The organism is Acaryochloris sp. 'Moss Beach', assembly GCF_021497025.1.
GTDB lineage: Bacteria > Cyanobacteriota > Cyanobacteriia > Thermosynechococcales > Thermosynechococcaceae > Acaryochloris > Acaryochloris marina_A.
This window is the reverse complement of the sequence record NZ_CP071717.1, coordinates 427,426-443,480: the sequence shown is the minus strand read 5'-3', so window position 1 is coordinate 443,480 and position 16,055 is coordinate 427,426. Positions and strand designations below refer to the sequence as shown.

The following is a 16,055-nucleotide window of genomic DNA, read 5'->3' as shown; positions in this document are numbered from 1 at the left end:
TGTCCTACCTATTAATTACAGCTCTATTTAGGTGCGTTATCCAGCACCATCAAAACTGACTTCACGGGGCGAAGTAGGGGCTCTCCTCGCAGGCTTTTGCCAGTAATGACCTGGTCTTGATAAACCAGGGAAGATGAACTGCCCCCGTCAAGATTTAAGGCAGACTCTGCTCCCTGCTGTTGTATGAAATCGGCTAGCTCAGGTAAAGAGAGCCCTAGCTTTGTCGAGGACTGCTCCACCATTACCCAGATCACATCTCCCGCTTTGGTAATACCGACTGCACTTCTGGCATTGGGCTGACGACTGCCAATGGCATCTCGAACCACTTGGCCATCCACCGAATCCGTAAATCCTTCCCCTTGGGCCGTCAGTTGGGGGAGTAACTGAGGCCCCGCCCCCAGGGCATAAGTAAGGGTGCAATCGGGAGGGACAGGCTGCTTGAACAGCGTAATGGCACAGGTAGCCTCAGAACCACATTGATACTGCCGAAATTCAGAGCGATTGAGGATTTTGGGGAGATAGGCTTGGAGATCTGGATTATCGACCAGTCTTGAATTTTGAGACGGGTCAGCCAGAATTTGGCCCCCTCGACGAATATAGGATGTGGTTTGTTGATTAGCAGGGTCAAAGTATCCCCCATTAATGACGGCGACGGATTTGGACGTGCCTTGAGCAAAATCAACCACGGTTTGGAGACCGTCTGCTACATCAAGACGAACAGTATAGCGAGGGTGGTTCGGAATCCGCAGGATGTGGACGATTGCCTTCGACAATTCCTGCTTTTGATATTGCATCGTGGGAGGCGGGGGCTGCGGTGAGAGTTGAGATGGAGCAGAACACAATCCCAAGCTCATGGCCAAAGACATACTGATAGACCATCCAATCAATCTCATATCCATCTCCTATTCAAAGACCTGATCTCCCTGCTGAAGTCGGTGGGCAATTCGATAGGTTTGGCCTTGGGCTCTGGCGGTGGGGGGCATGGGCAGCCAAGTAGCGAGAGGCCGCAACTAACCAATAGGGACGGGTGCTCGGATCTGACCACTGCTCATACTGGCGAACCGCAGCCTCTATTTCCTGGATGGTGTGGAAATTGCGATCTTCCCGTAGTAGGAGTTTCCCTAGTTCAGACAATAGGTGTGGCGTCTCACCCCCATTGAATTGAAATTGAGCCACCACCTCACCCACTGCTTTCACCTGCTGTTGGCGATCGAGCAAGTCAGGAAGGGCTGTCAGGGAAGGCTCCTGGTTATCCGGGCGGGGCAAAGGAACCGGGGGAATATTCAAAAACCGATTGAGATAGATTCGCATCGCCCCATCAAATACCCCTCGCAAAAGGGTGACTGAAGGAGTTCGTCGCAGCCCCTGGCCAACGGCATTGGCGAAGGTAAAGGTGTGATGGGCAATATCCCAATCCCGAAAATCATTGTTGATGCTGAACTGGGCTACCCGCCTTGCGGCAGCATAGGTGACCCCCTGGGCCAATTCAACGTCGCTGCATCCGGCCTGAATATCTTGGAGCAGGGCTTCAATGATCAGGGCTGGATCATCTCCTAAGAGGATCGGGATTAAAGTAGCTTGATCTACTGGAGCCTGTTGGGATGCCTGATAGATTTGAGGCAGTTTTGCAAAAGCCTGCTCCAACAGAGCAACTAGGTCAACAGGACTGCGCCAGGCGCTGGACTCTTCCATGCGTTCAGCGCCTGTATATCCCCTTACCAAGCTGGGCAAAATGGACTCGGCCTGGTGCCAACCCACCACATCCAATGCTTCAAGGGCTTTATTGGTAAAGTCCAGGGTATGACCGCCATCGAGAAATCGATGATCTGTGGCAGCGGCAAAGAGCATCTCGGCAATTTGTTCAGGGGGAGCTTCACTGCGAATGGCGGAGACTAGACAGCGTTCGGCCCCTTGCTGATCTCGAACCTCTACGAACTCTCGAAACCAGCCTTTGAGGGTGGCAAACTCAGTCGTTGTTTGCGGTAGGGGCTGAATGTCAAATCGAGGAGGCGACCCTGCACAATCCCGAGCGACCGCACTTAACCCGTGATACAGGGCTAACGACCGATCCTCCTCATCTAAATAGGGTAAAAGATTGGCTATGCAGGTCAAGATTGTTAGTCCTGCTCCCCAACCGGCCCGTCGGTAGCGACTCCCAAAGGTCAGTCCGATTTCGATCAGTTCAGCCGGATCGACCCCCAAGGCCAGCAATGCCAACACAGATTTAGCAATCACTAGAGAAATGCTCTGCTCCAATCCATCCGTGAGTCGCTGCCGATAATAGGCTTTGCGATCCTGAGGCGTAGTCAGATCCACCCAAATCTGGTCCTCGCGAATCTCCACAGGAAAAGACTGGACATCATCCGCCCACAAATCAAAAGTGCCTCCGCTGGCTAAATCAAACCGGGCATGGTGCCAGTGGCAAATCAGAATGCCGTCCTGGGCAGTACCTTTATGGAGGGGAAACCCCATATGGGGACAGCGGTTGTCGATGGCAAAAATCTGATCTGTTTGCCGAAAAAGGGCAATGGCTTTACCGTCCATATACACGACATGGCAGCCCGATTCGGATAAATCGGTTAGGTCAGCAACGTAACGGAATGTGCGATCGCATTTCTCCATACCTACCTCTTCTTCTGGAAAATCTGACTGCTGGGAGTATCTTCAGAACAATTTTTGGGTATTGATGGGATTTAGGATAACTCACATAGTGCTAGGGTGTGGAACGGGCAATGCCCTTAATCTCTGAACTGAACGCCCCTCTATCCCGAATCATCTCCTAATAAAGTACTCATGCAAACCACCATTGATACTCAGATTGCGGCGGTTACCGTCTTTAGTCGTCAGGCCCAAATCACCCGCCAAGGGACGGTTGAATTGACGGGGAGTGAACAGGAAATACTCCTTCCTGATTTACCCATGACCTTACAGACGGATTCGGTGCGAGTCTCAGGGGCGAGTACCCAAGACGTGCAGATACTAGGGGTAAGAACAGAATTGCTGGCGACCCTCGAATCCGTTGCCCCGGAAGTAGCTCATTTAGAAGCACAGGTCAAAAAGCTGCAGCGACAGCAACGGCGATATCAGGATCAATTAGAGGCCGTTAAGCTGAAATTAAAGGCGGTAGAAGCTCTGAGTGAAAAAGCAATCCCCACCCTGTCGAAGCAGATTGTCAAACAGCAAACCCTGACCGAAACCCATGCCCTATTCGAGTTTTGGGGAGAGCAATATGAAATCTATCGCGATGCCATTACCCGGATTCAGGGACAGCAGGAAACCCTGCAGCAGCAGCTGCAATTGCTGGAAGATCAGCTCCAGAAACTACAAACTCGTCGTCCCCATGAGCGCTATCATCTTGTTGTTAAAATTGCCCCAGCAGTAGGCAAACTGGATCTAGAAGTCAGTTATCGAGTCAACCAGGCCCAGTGGCGTCCCCTGTATGATTTGCAATTCAATACTGAAACAGGCGTTCTTGGCCTGGCCTATCTGGCTGAAGTCGAACAGACGACTGGAGAAAGCTGGAATGCCGTCGCCTTAACCTTATCTACCGCTAAGCCAGGATTAGGCTCCTTACCTCCCAAATTGGAGCCATGGTATATCGCCTTACCTCAACAAGTAGAAATGCTTAAACGGCGAAAGTCCTCTGCACCCATGCCAGCCCTAGAAGTAGGAGCCGACATCAAAGCAGCAGCGCCGCCTAGTCCAGCCCGGAAGAACAAGGCCCAAGTGGCCACAGCAGATATCTCTAAATCGGGAACCGTGGTCTCCTTTAGCATTGGGGGCAATAGCGATATTCCCAGCGATGGCAACCCCCATACCGTCACCCTAGCGAATCAAGACTATCCCGTGGATTGCCAGCATATTGCCATGCCGAGTCGGGTGAGTTTTGCCTATCTCCAGGCCACCGTAAAAAATCCTATGGATGGTGTTACCCTCTTGCCCGGCAAAGCGAATATTTTTCGCGATCGCATGTTTGTTGGCACCGTCCAACTAGACCATACTGCCCCAGGCCAGGAATTCAAGACCGATCTTGGCATTGACGAAGGGCTGGGGATAGAGCGAGAGCTTACCGAACGCCAGGTCGATAAAAAACTGATCGGAGGCCAGCGCCGGATTACCTTTGCCTATCGTCTAGTCGTAACCAATTTCCTGGAACAAGCAGCCAAGCTACAGCTAACGGAACAACTGCCCGTGAGTCGAGACGAGCGCCTCAAAGTCCGACTCACCCAGAGCCAGCCCAGAATTGAGTGTGGTGAACTGGGCCAGTTGGATTGGACCTTGGCTCTAGCCCCTCAGCAACGCCAGGTGATTGAGTATCACTTCACCGTTGAATATCCACCAACTGAAACGGTTCAGGGCTTAAATATTTAGCAATTTTATGGCGACTGGAAAAGCCTAATCCTTTACAGAGCAGCCAGTTGGTTGAGCTGGACAAACTCCGATTCCATCAGCGCTTTCCAAGCCAGGTTTACCCCAGGACTGTTGGGATTGGCTTGTTTTTGCAGTGCAAGCTCTTTCACAGCGTCATACCAATAGCCAGCCTCACCATAGACATCGGCCTTATTTTCCGGTTGGGCCGCTAACTGATTGGACAACTGGGGGCTAGGTGGGCTGTAGGTAATCCATCCGGTGGCCGAGAGTCCCCGGCGATCATTGCCGGAACAGAGCAGTCGCACCATCCAGCGATAGCTCTTACCCGCTTCTAACGTTTGAGTAGTCCCTTGCTCTGGTAAAGAGACACTGGCTAATCCCCCCTCACCGGAAATTCGAGATGTCGATGCATAGACCAAATCCGTAGGGTTATCTTCGGCATCCACCTTGTACAGGGAGAAGTTGACGTATTGATAGGTGTTGTTGGGGATAAACCAGTAGAAGGTTGGGGTTGCTGATGCGGTCAAACCTACATTGTTTTTAGGAACCAATGTGGTTAAAGTTGGGTTGCTGCTAGCCTTACAACCACCGCCTCGGGTAGCTAATCCCCGCCGATTTCCAGGCTTGCCGACGGTGCCCCCCGGATTAAACCCGGCATAGCTTGGTAGCGCTTGTGAGCAAATTCCAGCAATAGATGCGATCGCAATACTTTTCGCTAACAAGGGCATACTTCGGGACAATATCTTAGACATACCGTCGATTGAGACCTCTACAGAACAAGATAAATTTTGAGTGGTAACTTAGGGAAAGGAACTGGAGCCTACCTCCATAGCAATGCTCAAGACGAAGCTCTGTCTCCAGATTGTGGACGCTTTAAGACTAGTGAATGATCTGAAGACTCCAGGATTATAAAATGCATCCAAGTCATCCAGTTAACTAGTTTCCTTATTTACTGTTCCCTAACTTTTAAACCGCTCTATCATTTTATCTGACTGGATTTTGAGGCTCTGTGTTCCAGCTCACTGGCCTAAAAAGGCCAGTGAAGACAGCATGCAAACTCGCTGCAGCCGTGGGCGTTTGATCACGGGTTACTGGAGAGCCGTCGCCGCAACAATCGGCCAAACTCTTACGGTGGCATCACTGCCGGAACTCACTAAGGTTTGACTATCCGGACTAAATTGGATCGATTGCACTGACTTGGTATGTCCGACCAAATTTTTGAGGGGCCGACCGGATACAGGATTCCAAATTTTAATGGTGCGGTCATAACTCCCACTGGCTAAGTTGCGGCCATCTGGACTAAAGGCAACCGATAAGACAGGTGCATTATGGCCCTGGAGGGTATGCAGGAGTTTCCCTTCGGAGAGATGCCAAACTTTCATGCTCTGGTCTTCACTGCCACTGGCCAATAAGGTGCCATCGGGACTAAAGGAGACCGACTGTACCGCACCCTGATGTCCCTCTAGGGCAACTCTAGGAGAAAGACTATCCCGCTGCCAGAACCGTACGACACCATCCCGGCTCCCCCCAGCTAGAACCTGCCCATCAGGACTAAAGGCTAAAGACAGAACGACAGTGGGGGCTTTCTGGACCTGCAATTGACTGCTCGACTTCAAATCCCAGAGTCTGATAGTTTTATCTGCAGCACTGGCAGCCAAGGATTTGCCGTCTGGACTGAGGGCGATGGCAGTAACATCATCTGCTGCATCTTCTAGAGTATGCAGATGGTTCCCAGTGTGTAAGTCCCATAAATTAATGCGGTTATCCCAGCTACCGCTGATTAATGTTTGGCCATCAGCACTGATTGTTAAAGATGAGACGGCATCTTCATGAGCTTTCAGGGTTTGACGTAAGGTGCCAGTGCGTAAATTCCATAGCTCAATCTTGCCGTCATAGCGCCCACTCGCCAAGGTTTCACCATCGGGACTGAGTGCGATCGCATAGATCCATACACTATTATTTTTTAGCGTTTGCAGGGTCTTGTGAATGGTCGATATAGACTGAGATGGTGCAGCTTGATAAGCAACGGTACGGCCTAGCTGCTCATGGGCTCTCAGTCCATATAAAGTGGCTGCAGTAGACATCAAAAGGAACAGTACCCAGTTCTTTTTTTGAGTGGTTTTTGCCATTTTATTTTTCCTAGTAAATGGTTGAGGGTGATTGAGTGATTACAAGCAGCCATCCATTAGTCAGTTTTGGAGGCCGTTTCTTTGGTTGCTGGTGACTCAGGATTCTGCCCTTTGGGCTTATCTGATTGATGATTTTCACGAATCATTCGAACTAAAAATAAAATCGTAATTGCCCCTGTTATGACTAGGGATGGTGGGGTTACCCAAGTCCAATGGCCCCACATTTTGTCGATAACATGCCACAACAGCAAGAACATTGCAAAGTAAGTGAGTTGATGAAGCTTTTTCCAGTTCTTTTTAAGCTTTTTTACACTCCAGTCATTAGAGGTGATTGCGAGTAAAGTAAATATGAGAAACGTAATAATTCCCTGGCAATAAATCCAATAAGTTTGGAAGTCTAAAAAGTCGAGTTCTCTCTTAGAGACTAGCCAGTATCCGTGGATGACAGACATTAAAAAAGCAATAATCCCAAGAAGTCGGCGCTGAATTAGCAAGCTTTTAGGAATACCTGTTGTTTTAGTAGATGGAAATACCACCCTTAAGATAGTGGGCAATAAAGTAATGACATACAGCAGGGCAGCAATAAATCCAGCCCAGTTAGCAAGAGGGGGATAATCAAGCCTAAACATAGAACTCAATGCATGAAAAGGTCAATGAAATTGATGCTATGCACCTTTTAGATATATTTATGAAAGTCGTAAAAAGGGATGAATATATTTTTAAGTTATTGAAATAATCAGAAAAATAATAATAGTTATTTTTAGCTAATTGCAAGACTTGATTCGAGCTTTTATGAAGTAATTTTAATTAAGCTAATTAGAGAGATTATGGAAAGTAAATTTCAAAATACTGCTAAAATATGGCAAAAAAATTATGAGGTTAAATTGATTACTCTTCTTACCTATCTGAATTAAATAAAAAAAAATACGCAAATTCCTTATAAAAAAATCTTCTTGGTATTTTTCTGGGTAAATTATTTGACTATATTTCGCTATGAAAGCGTTCTGCTCTTATGAGTTTTCGTGGTTTTCTGTAAATGGCTGAGAGGATATGTGAGAAATCGAAATTTCTATAAAAAAGCTCTTTGTGAGTAGACTGTCATTGCCAAACCCTAGCTTCAAGGAGCAATGTGTAAATCGACCTTACTTTAGAGAAAGGAGAACTCCTTGAATGCCTCCTAACTGCAGCTAAATGTCGAGGACACCCAGGGCTTTTTTAAGTTCTTGAAAGAAAATCTGAAACCAAAATTATCGTGCACCTAGATTTTTCATAACATTATTTCTGCTCACGTATCTCCAGTACTTTTAAATCACCTCAGGTGAACTTGAAACAGCCCTGCTAGGACACCCAAGGACTGGCTCTCAACGCTATGTTTTAGGTCTTGTGGGAAGGATGTGTCTGGAGACTTTTCTCCTGGGCGCACCTTTGACTGGTGGAACTGGCGTTGTCGATTGAATGGAATTGTGAGTCTCTAGCACAGGCTAGTGAAACATTCATTTATCTGGCTATGATTGGCATTAAGGTCAGACGATTGGCATACTTTGCTGGAGCTTTTTCAAACATCCTCTTAGCGTGGCGTCCAATCTAATGGTGCTGATTCCTAAATTATGCAGTTAATCTCTACACGCTATTACTGGAGATAAATTGACTGAATATAAGGTACAACTTTTGTCAGTCAGCAGACCTATACTTCTGGTTCTCGAACTGCACATAAGCTACAGACGGACCAGCGTTGTAGTTCAGTCTCTGGAGTTGGACATTGGCAGACAGGACAAGTCGGATACCCATGAGACCGTTGGTGGATTGCATCCGTCCACCGTTCAAACGCCTCATTAGGATCGAGGCTAGGTTCCAGTTGGGAAACGGGTAAGGCTGGGAGCAAACTAGCAGGTGTAATTGACGGAGGTACTGAGGAACGACGGCGGAGGGTGTTCGACCCTCTCGGCCATTGGCTCGTGGAAAAACGAATGTCTGTAAATTCATATGAGAGCTGGGTATTCAGCTTCTTGAGAATGCGATTTCGTTCAAACGCTAAATTTTGAGCCCAGGCAGAACTAGTCGTGGCCACAAGCAAAATTTTTCGCGGTGTAATTTGGATGGGTTGAGTTTGGGCAGCAACGACAGGTCCAACAATCTGGGTCCAGGTATCCAACAACTGCACAAATTCCTGCTCATGCTGCCAATGGGTTTGTTTTAAGGTTGATAGAACCTGTTGGACGGGTTTGAGAGACATGACCAATTAAAACAACAGAGAAGACAAATACCTCCTGAACTCAAGCAGAGGTTTGATTCAATTCTAGGCCCCTTTCTCACCAGACAAGGTGAGAAAACCTTCCATGTTTTCAACCAAAGCGGGGGGCCAGCGGCGAATTTCTGCTAGCCAGGTTGTATCTTTATAGCGCGAATCTAGTCCAATGGCAGCTACCCAATTACTTTCTGCTTCACCAATTTGGCCTTTGTCCCATAAAGCCGCCGTCATCGCTGCACGAATATCGGCAAACTGGGGATATTTGCGGATTAAATTCCGCATAGTCCGAATAGACTCATCGCGCTCACCCACTTGGTACAAAGCGAGGGCATAATTGCCTCTAGCAAAGGCAAACTGTGGAGATAACGCCATGGCTGTTTCAAAATCTGTTAGAGCAGCATTCCAATCTCCTTGTCCCGCCTTGGCATTGCCACGATTGTTATAGGCAGCCGCCTCCTTCGGATCCAGTTCAATCACTTTGTTGTAATCTGCGATCGCAGCTTCCCAATTGGCTAGTCCTTCTTGGACGGTACCCCGATTTAGATAGGCATCGGGTTGTTCAGGAGCCAGTTCAACTGAACGGTCATAGTCGACTAAAGCAGCCTCAAAATTACCTTGGCCAATCTTGGAATTACCTCGATTGCTCCAGATGGCAGGGTTATCAGGCAGAAACTCAAGGGCTTCGGTCCAATATTGTTCCGCTTGGTCAAAGTTACCTTTGTTGGTTGCTTCCATCGCTGCGTTAAATAGATCCTCTACCTGAGTTTCGATCTCAGCAGTATAGGGAGGAGGAGTGGATTGATTCGGTGCTGCGATCGCAAGGTGTCCACCCAACGTCATTTCAATACTGAGTAGACACAGTAGTAAAAATAGTCTTCCTAAGATCCAACGGGAGGGATGCCTCATGGCTTATAAATTAGTCCTTGACACTTCAATTTCTTTTATTACCGTAACTATTTCACTGGTTTCTGTGGTTAGAGACAACAGAGTCATGATTGAGTCTTGGCAACTTCATCGTTACTCCAATCATCTATTGATACTGTCAATAGGCAATTCGAAAGCTGAATAAAATCATTTTAGCCAACCTCCTGATCCCTAATCCTGCTATCTTAATTGGGGAGCAATTTTCGTAGCAGTTATCATTGCATGGGAAATACCTATCAACGGGTCCTATTAAAGCTTAGTGGCGAAGCCCTAATGGGAACTTTGCCCTATGGTATTGACCCCACCATTGTTCAAGGAATTGCTGAAGAGATCTCTGACGTAGCAGCCCGTGGCATACAGGTCGCTGTTGTGGTCGGAGGGGGCAACATTTTTCGCGGTGTGAAAGGTGCAGCTGCGGGTATGGATCGAGCGACTGCAGACTATATCGGCATGATTGCAACGGTCATGAATGCGATGACTCTGCAAGATTCCCTCGAGCAAATGGATGTACCGACCCGTGTACAAACCGCTATCTCCCTGCAGGAATTGGCAGAACCGTACATTCGCCGTCGCGCCATGCGCCATCTAGAAAAAGGCCGGGTGGTCATTTTTGGTGCAGGCTCTGGCAATCCTTTCTTTACCACGGATACCACCGCAGCTTTGCGGGCGGCTGAAATTGATGCAGATATCATCATGAAGGCCACCAAGGTGGATGGAGTGTACGATGCAGATCCTAAAATCAATCCCAATGCCAAGCGATTTCAAAGTTTGACCTACGGACATGTCCTCACCCATGATTTGAAAGTGATGGACAGCACTGCGATCGCCTTGTGCAAAGACAACAATATTCCTATTTTGGTCTTTGACCTATCTGTTTCTGGAAATATTCGGCGAGCCCTATTGGGCGAATCCATTGGCACTATTGTGGGAGGTTCTTGTGAAGTTAGCTGATGCCAAGACTTTAATGGAAAAGTCTATTGAGGCTATGAAGCGGTCCCTCAACACGATTCGGACGGGTCGAGCCAATGCCTCTTTGTTGGACCGAATTACGGTGGAATATTATGGTACGGAGACTCCATTGCGCTCTTTGGCCACCATCAGCACCCCAGATGCCAGCACAATTACGATTCAGCCCTTTGACCCCAGCAGTTTAACGGATATCGAAAAATCGATTTCCCTCTCGGATGTGGGCTTAGTACCTAATAATGATGGCTCAGCCATTCGCCTCAATATTCCCCCTTTGACGGAAGAACGCCGTAAAGACTTCGTCAAAATGGCCGGCAAGATTGCTGAAGAAGGAAAAGTTGCTATCCGCAACATCCGCCGAGATGCCATTGATACGGCGCGGAAGCAGGGCAAAAGTGGTGATATCTCGGAAGATGAATCGAAGGATCTGCAAGATCAGATTCAAGGTTTGACCGATAAATATACCAACCAAATTGATAAGATTTTGGCTGATAAGGAAACAGAAATCACCACGGTTTAATATGTTTGATTGCATTATTGTCGGGGCGGGGCCAGCAGGCGGTACCGCAGCCTACCACCTTGCCAAAAAAGGTCGATCGGTCCTGGTATTGGAAAAAGAAACCTTACCGCGCTATAAGCCTTGTGGAGGTGGCGTATCTCCAGTGGTCGCGGAATGGTTTGATTTTGATTTTTCTCCTGCTATTTCCCTGAAGGTTAAAACAGTTCGCTACACCTGGAATATGGAAGATGAGGTGCTAGCGGATTTACAGACCCCAGAACCCATTTGGATGGTTCGCCGAGATATTTTTGATCATTTCCTGATTCAGCAAGCCCAAAAGCAAGGAGCAGAACTGCGAGAAAATACAGCAGTAACAGGGATTGAATTTCAATCCGATCATTGGCAGGTGAATACCGCAAATGGTCCTGTTTCTGGAAAATATCTGATCGCTGCTGACGGGGCCAAAGGGCCGATGGCAAGATGGTTAGGTTTCAAAGACCGCAAGCGCCAGCTGGGTGGGGCACTAGAAGCCGAAGCCATGACGGAGATTGAGAACCCTGATACGGTTCATTTTGAATTTGGCTTAGTCAAAAACGGCTACATCTGGAATTTTCCCAAGGCAGATGGCTATTCCATTGGTATTGGGGCCTTTCGTGGCGGTGAGCGCCAAGATCTGCGAGCCATTGTCACGGAATATTCGAAAATGTTTGGCGTTGACTTTACGTCAATACGCCAGCATGGCCATCCCCTCTGCCTTTGGAATGGGGACCAAACCCTCCATACTCAAAATGCGATCCTAGCGGGGGAGGCTGCCTGCGTGGTTGACCCCTTTACGGCTGAAGGCATTCGTCCTTCGATGTTTAGTGGATTGAAAGCCTCCGAAGCAATTGATACAGCCCTATCAGGCCAAAGTGATGCCCTGGAGAATTATTCTGAGGTGATGGCGACGGAGTGGGGAGGCGAGATGAAGTGGGCCCAACGACTCGCCAGCGTGTTTTATCGGGTACCCGGAATTGGCTATCAAATTGGGGTGAAGCGTCCCAGTGCTACCCGCAGAATGGGCCAGCTCCTCTCAGGCGAAGTGGGATATCGAGACGTGGCCAATAATGCTATTCAGCGCTTGAGTAAGGGGATGATGCCTGGCGTCAATTGAGAGGGTATTCTCCCTTTCCTAGCTTCAACGGCCATCACTCTGGCAATTTATGTCGACCCCATCCACCACAAACCTGCTGCTTAATTTAGATTTTGAACCGGCTCTGGAAGCCCTGGGCGAGAGCTTTTACGATCCAGTGATGGCGGCTGAGTTTCCCCATCACGTCTTGCAATTTCGCAATGATGCTGTGTTGGGGCAAATGGGGCTGGATGCCCAACAGGTCAGTGATATTGATGTCGTAGAAGCCTATGGGCAGTTTCAGAGTCGCGAACCCTTACTGGCCCTCTGCTATCACGGCTATCAGTTTGGAGACTATAACCCCCGGCTAGGGGATGGGCGAGGCTTTCTATACGGCCAGGTCCGAGGAACAGATGGGGAACTTTATGATCTGGGTACTAAGGGATCTGGAACGACTCCCTATTCCCGAAGTGCAGACGGTCGCTTAACCCTAAAAGGAGGTGTACGGGAGGTGTTGGCAGCAGAAGCGCTGCACCATTTGGGGGTGCGGACCTCTCGATGTCTGAGTTTGATTGAGACGGGAGAATCCTTATGGCGAGGAGATGAACCCTCTCCGACTCGTTCGGCAGTGATGGTACGGTTTAGTCGGTCCCATATCCGCTTTGGTACTTTTGAGCGGTTACTGGCATTGAAAAGACCTGACCTTATCCAGCAGCTCCTCGATCATGTCATCCAGTATTACTATCCCCATCTCTGGCAACAGCCAGATGCTTATGTCCGCTTCTATGCAGAGTTAGTCCAGCGAACGGCGGAGTTGGTGGCCCAATGGATGTCTGTGGGATTTTGCCATGCTGTTTTGAATACAGACAATATGTCGATCACAGGGGAAAGCTTTGATTATGGGCCTTATGCCTTTATTCAAACCCTAGATCCCAACTTTACTGCTGCCTATTTCGATCATTTTCGGCGCTACAGCTATGGCAACCAGCCCACCATGTGTCATTGGAATCTAGAGATGTTGCAGCGTCCCCTGGTGACGGTGATTCCCCAGGCTGACTTAGATGCAGGGCTTGAATCTTTTAAACAGCATTACTACTCGGCCTATCGGCAGCGGATGTTGAGGAAGTTGGGGTTTGAGCCATCGGAGAGGACGGAAGCCGAAGATCTGTTGGTACTGACGCTGGATTTTTTGCAGCGATCGCAAGTCGGATACCATGAGTTCTTTGCTGAATTACGGCTGCAATTTCAAGAGACTTGGCGGGTCGACCCTGGTCATATTTTCAGTGAATCAGAGCTTTTAAGCCCTCCCCAATGGCAAGATCAGTTAGAGCAATGGCGGCAGCTTTATCACCGTCTGCTCCAACAATATCCTCAGACTGAGGTGGCTGCTATCAAACAACGATTGCAGCACAACCCCCTGACGGTCATTACCCGTCCTCAAATTGAGGCCATTTGGGAACCCATCGTGGTAGAAGACGATTGGCAACCCTTCTATGACTTACTCCAGCAACTGCGTCAGTCTTAGCCGGGCTTCGATTTCCCTCAGCCCTCGATTCAGTAGAAGCTGAAGCCCCGTTGATTAGCTAATTCGGACTAACCGAATTTCGGTGCGTTGATTACGAGCATCTCCAGGTGGAATACCCGGTAACGGTGTACTGAATCCTTTGCCTTCGGCTTGAATTGCTTGTTTGATACCCAACTTCTTCAGATATTGCACCACTACTTGGGCCCGTTGCTGGCTTAGAGATTGATTCAAGCTAGCAGACCCAGATTTAGAAGTATGACCAATCACACGAACGGCAATAGTATCCGGGTTAAACTCTTCAATTTCCTTAGATAGCTTATCTAGAGTTTGACGCCCCGTGGAGGTTAAATTGGCGGCACCCACCGCAAACTTAACTTCCCCTCGCACTTTGAGATTGCCGATACTGGGGGCAGATTTGATATCAGCAGTCGGTTTAGCGGTTTTCTGGGGGGAGGACGGTTGCCCTTCTAACTTTTTGGCTAATTCAGGATTATCTGCTCGGACAATATCGATTAATTTTTTGGTGTTGTCAGCAGCTTGACTGACAAACTGGGGGTCATAGAGCTGTGTGGGATTATCCGGCACCTGAGTTAAAGTGCCAGACAGGACCAAAACAGCAGATGTTGCCGTAATCCGCTGGTTGAGTGCATCTTTCTGCATCCAATCCTGGGCTTCTAAGGCAGTAAAAAAGTTAATCCCTTTCAAAACCGTATCGGCATCTGGAGCAGATAGCTCGCCATCTGTAGCAATTTGGTCTTGGAGTTGGGACCGATTGCTAATGCCTGACTCAATGCGTCGGTAATAGGCTGCTAGAAAAGCCGAAATTTGTTCCGGTTGGGACTGAATCACTTTGTCCGAGGCAACTAAGACATCGACGATGGTATTGGGGGCATCTTCGCTGGACAGAACTACGGTATGGCCTTGCTTGCGAGCTTGGGAAACGAAGGGTTCCCACAAAACTGCGATCGCAACATTTTCTTTGGTATCTTGCATCAGCTTCCAGGCCTGGGAGGCATCCTCTACCTTGATCACACGGAAGTCGGAGAGGTTAAAAGCATCAAACTTGGTATCTAGAACCAAGGCTAAATATTCACTTGGCGTATCGCCTGCGTAAACAATGGAATATTGCTTCGACTTCCCTTGTTTAACGAGTTGACTGAGATTGATTAAGGACTTGAGCTGAGGAAACTGGCGGGTATTCAGCACCACTGCATCAGCCCCCACCGTCCGATCGATCAGGCCAACAATTTTTCCCTTTGGCTTTTGCTTGAGAAACTGATCGAGCGTCGTGGCGATGAAATCTGCTTTACCCTTTTCTAAGGCCTGAGCTCGCTGGGACTGGTCAAATTCATCCGCATACTCTAGGCGAATTCCAGGTTCCCCCAACGCATCTTGGAATGCGTCATTGCGGAAGGTACTGTAGCCACTAAACGTGTCCCCTAAGACCTTGAAGGTTCCTTTTGTTCGCCTAGAACCACCATTGTCTCTTGATTGTCCTAGCAGGCTAGGCAACAGGTCTGGGGCTGTATTCTGAAGCAACAAAAACCCGCCTGCACTCAGTCCTAAAGTTAGACTCAAAGAGGCAAGGAGGGCGATATTTTTATTTTGAGGCATTGACTCACTCTAGACGTGCCACAACTAGACATACTAGCAAGAGTGCAAAAAAAGGCACCTTATTTAACTAAAAGCATGCCTTAATTAGGAATTAATCCTCATGTTCTTCGAAGGGATCAGCCAATTGTTTTGAGGGAGGACCAAAAGCTGTATAGAGGGAAACCGCAGTGAAGGCAACGGTTACAGCCAGGATGGTTATGATAAGAACTGTTGCAGGGTCAGAAAATTGCATTTTTTTATGAGTATCTTTCCTCTATAATATTACGATAAGTTAAAAAAATAGTGTTGTTTGTTGTGAGCCGATAAGCTATGCCAAGACAGACCTGGTGGGGAGACGTTCTCAAAGGTAATAACAATTCTGAAGCCGGCAAATTCGTGCCCGGCTGGGGGACAACTCCAGTAATGGCTGGTTTTGTAGTCATGATTACGTTGTTGTTGCTCATCATGCTTCAAGTTTATAACCACACTATCGTCCTTGATGGTGTTGATGCGGGTTGGACCAGCCTTGGTGGTTTCGGTCAATAAGAACATCCTTTAGCATGACGTTTTTCCTGTAGTTGATATCAGTTTCTCTTGGAATTGATATCCGATTGACCCCGGTCTTCCGGGGTTTTTTATTGTCATAGACGGCCTATCTTAGGGGAGATTCTAGAGATCTATTACAATCG

The 16,055-nt window shown here is 48.2% G+C and carries 14 protein-coding genes and 1 pseudogene; 6 read left to right on the top strand and 9 right to left on the bottom strand.

Annotation, left to right across the window (positions count from 1 at the left end; all coding sequences use genetic code 11):
* Positions 1 to 23: 23 nt before the first annotated feature.
* Together HRE53_RS02095 and HRE53_RS02090 are read right to left on the bottom strand one after the other, a co-directional pair.
* On the bottom strand, positions 24 to 893 hold the full coding sequence (locus HRE53_RS02095) for a phosphodiester glycosidase family protein (protein WP_235108888.1): 870 nt from the start codon (positions 891 to 893) through the stop codon (positions 24 to 26).
* A gap of 9 nt (positions 894 to 902) precedes the next feature.
* Positions 903 to 2,622, bottom strand: a pseudogene (locus HRE53_RS02090) (Rieske (2Fe-2S) protein).
* A 171-nt stretch (positions 2,623 to 2,793) separates the two neighbouring features.
* Here HRE53_RS02090 and HRE53_RS02085 point away from each other — a divergent pair.
* Positions 2,794 to 4,371, top strand: coding sequence for a mucoidy inhibitor MuiA family protein (locus HRE53_RS02085; RefSeq protein ID WP_235108886.1), 1,578 nt, complete (start codon positions 2,794 to 2,796; stop codon positions 4,369 to 4,371).
* Between the two features lie 32 nt (positions 4,372 to 4,403).
* On the opposite strand, the gene HRE53_RS02080 is transcribed toward HRE53_RS02085, so the two are convergent.
* The 5 genes from HRE53_RS02080 to HRE53_RS02060 all read right to left on the bottom strand — a co-directional run bounded on the left by HRE53_RS02080 (position 4,404) and on the right by HRE53_RS02060 (position 9,654).
* Positions 4,404 to 5,123 carry a DUF928 domain-containing protein gene (locus tag HRE53_RS02080; RefSeq protein WP_235108885.1) on the bottom strand — a complete coding sequence of 240 codons (720 nt, stop codon included), beginning with the start codon at positions 5,121 to 5,123 and terminating at the stop codon, positions 4,404 to 4,406.
* A gap of 336 nt (positions 5,124 to 5,459) precedes the next feature.
* Positions 5,460 to 6,500 (bottom strand): WD40 repeat domain-containing protein, encoded by a 1,041-nt coding sequence (locus HRE53_RS02075; RefSeq protein ID WP_212662003.1) that lies wholly within the window; start codon positions 6,498 to 6,500, stop codon positions 5,460 to 5,462.
* 56 nt (positions 6,501 to 6,556) lie between these two features.
* Positions 6,557 to 7,129, bottom strand: coding sequence for a ferric reductase-like transmembrane domain-containing protein (locus HRE53_RS02070; protein WP_212662002.1), 573 nt, complete (start codon positions 7,127 to 7,129; stop codon positions 6,557 to 6,559).
* Positions 7,130 to 8,184: 1,055 nt separating this feature from the next.
* A complete protein-coding gene (locus tag HRE53_RS02065; RefSeq protein ID WP_212662000.1) occupies positions 8,185 to 8,733 on the bottom strand; it encodes a DUF721 domain-containing protein in 549 nt (182 codons plus the stop codon).
* Positions 8,734 to 8,796: 63 nt separating this feature from the next.
* Positions 8,797 to 9,654 carry a tetratricopeptide repeat protein gene (locus HRE53_RS02060; RefSeq protein WP_235108884.1) on the bottom strand — a complete coding sequence of 286 codons (858 nt, stop codon included), beginning with the start codon at positions 9,652 to 9,654 and terminating at the stop codon, positions 8,797 to 8,799.
* A 240-nt stretch (positions 9,655 to 9,894) separates the two neighbouring features.
* On the opposite strand from HRE53_RS02060, the gene pyrH reads away from it, so the two are divergent.
* The 4 genes from pyrH to HRE53_RS02040 are packed head-to-tail and all read left to right on the top strand — an operon-like array spanning position 9,895 to position 13,773.
* On the top strand, positions 9,895 to 10,623 hold the full coding sequence (gene pyrH / locus HRE53_RS02055) for a UMP kinase (protein ID WP_212661999.1): 729 nt from the start codon (positions 9,895 to 9,897) through the stop codon (positions 10,621 to 10,623).
* Positions 10,610 to 11,158, top strand: coding sequence for a ribosome recycling factor (gene frr / locus HRE53_RS02050; RefSeq protein WP_212661998.1), 549 nt, complete (start codon positions 10,610 to 10,612; stop codon positions 11,156 to 11,158). The genes pyrH and frr overlap by 14 nt, the downstream gene beginning before the upstream one ends.
* Before the next feature lies 1 nt (position 11,159).
* Entirely contained in the window at positions 11,160 to 12,290 is a 1,131-nt protein-coding gene (locus HRE53_RS02045) for a geranylgeranyl reductase family protein (RefSeq protein WP_212661997.1), read from the top strand.
* 49 nt (positions 12,291 to 12,339) lie between these two features.
* Positions 12,340 to 13,773, top strand: a complete 1,434-nt coding sequence (locus tag HRE53_RS02040; protein ID WP_235108883.1) for a YdiU family protein — start codon at positions 12,340 to 12,342, stop codon at positions 13,771 to 13,773.
* A 54-nt stretch (positions 13,774 to 13,827) separates the two neighbouring features.
* Here the strand turns inward: HRE53_RS02040 and HRE53_RS02035 are convergent, their stop codons facing one another.
* Both HRE53_RS02035 and psbN read right to left on the bottom strand, forming a co-directional pair.
* Positions 13,828 to 15,387: a phosphate ABC transporter substrate-binding/OmpA family protein gene (locus HRE53_RS02035; RefSeq protein WP_235108882.1), complete on the bottom strand. Its 1,560-nt coding sequence runs from the start codon at positions 15,385 to 15,387 to the stop codon at positions 13,828 to 13,830.
* Between the two features lie 91 nt (positions 15,388 to 15,478).
* Entirely contained in the window at positions 15,479 to 15,619 is a 141-nt protein-coding gene (gene psbN, locus HRE53_RS02030) for a photosystem II reaction center protein PsbN (protein ID WP_212661994.1), read from the bottom strand.
* A gap of 77 nt (positions 15,620 to 15,696) precedes the next feature.
* Here psbN and psbH point away from each other — a divergent pair, with 77 nt between their 5' ends.
* Positions 15,697 to 15,912 carry a photosystem II reaction center phosphoprotein PsbH gene (gene psbH / locus HRE53_RS02025; RefSeq protein ID WP_212661993.1) on the top strand — a complete coding sequence of 72 codons (216 nt, stop codon included), beginning with the start codon at positions 15,697 to 15,699 and terminating at the stop codon, positions 15,910 to 15,912.
* The last annotated feature ends 143 nt before the right edge of the window (positions 15,913 to 16,055 follow it).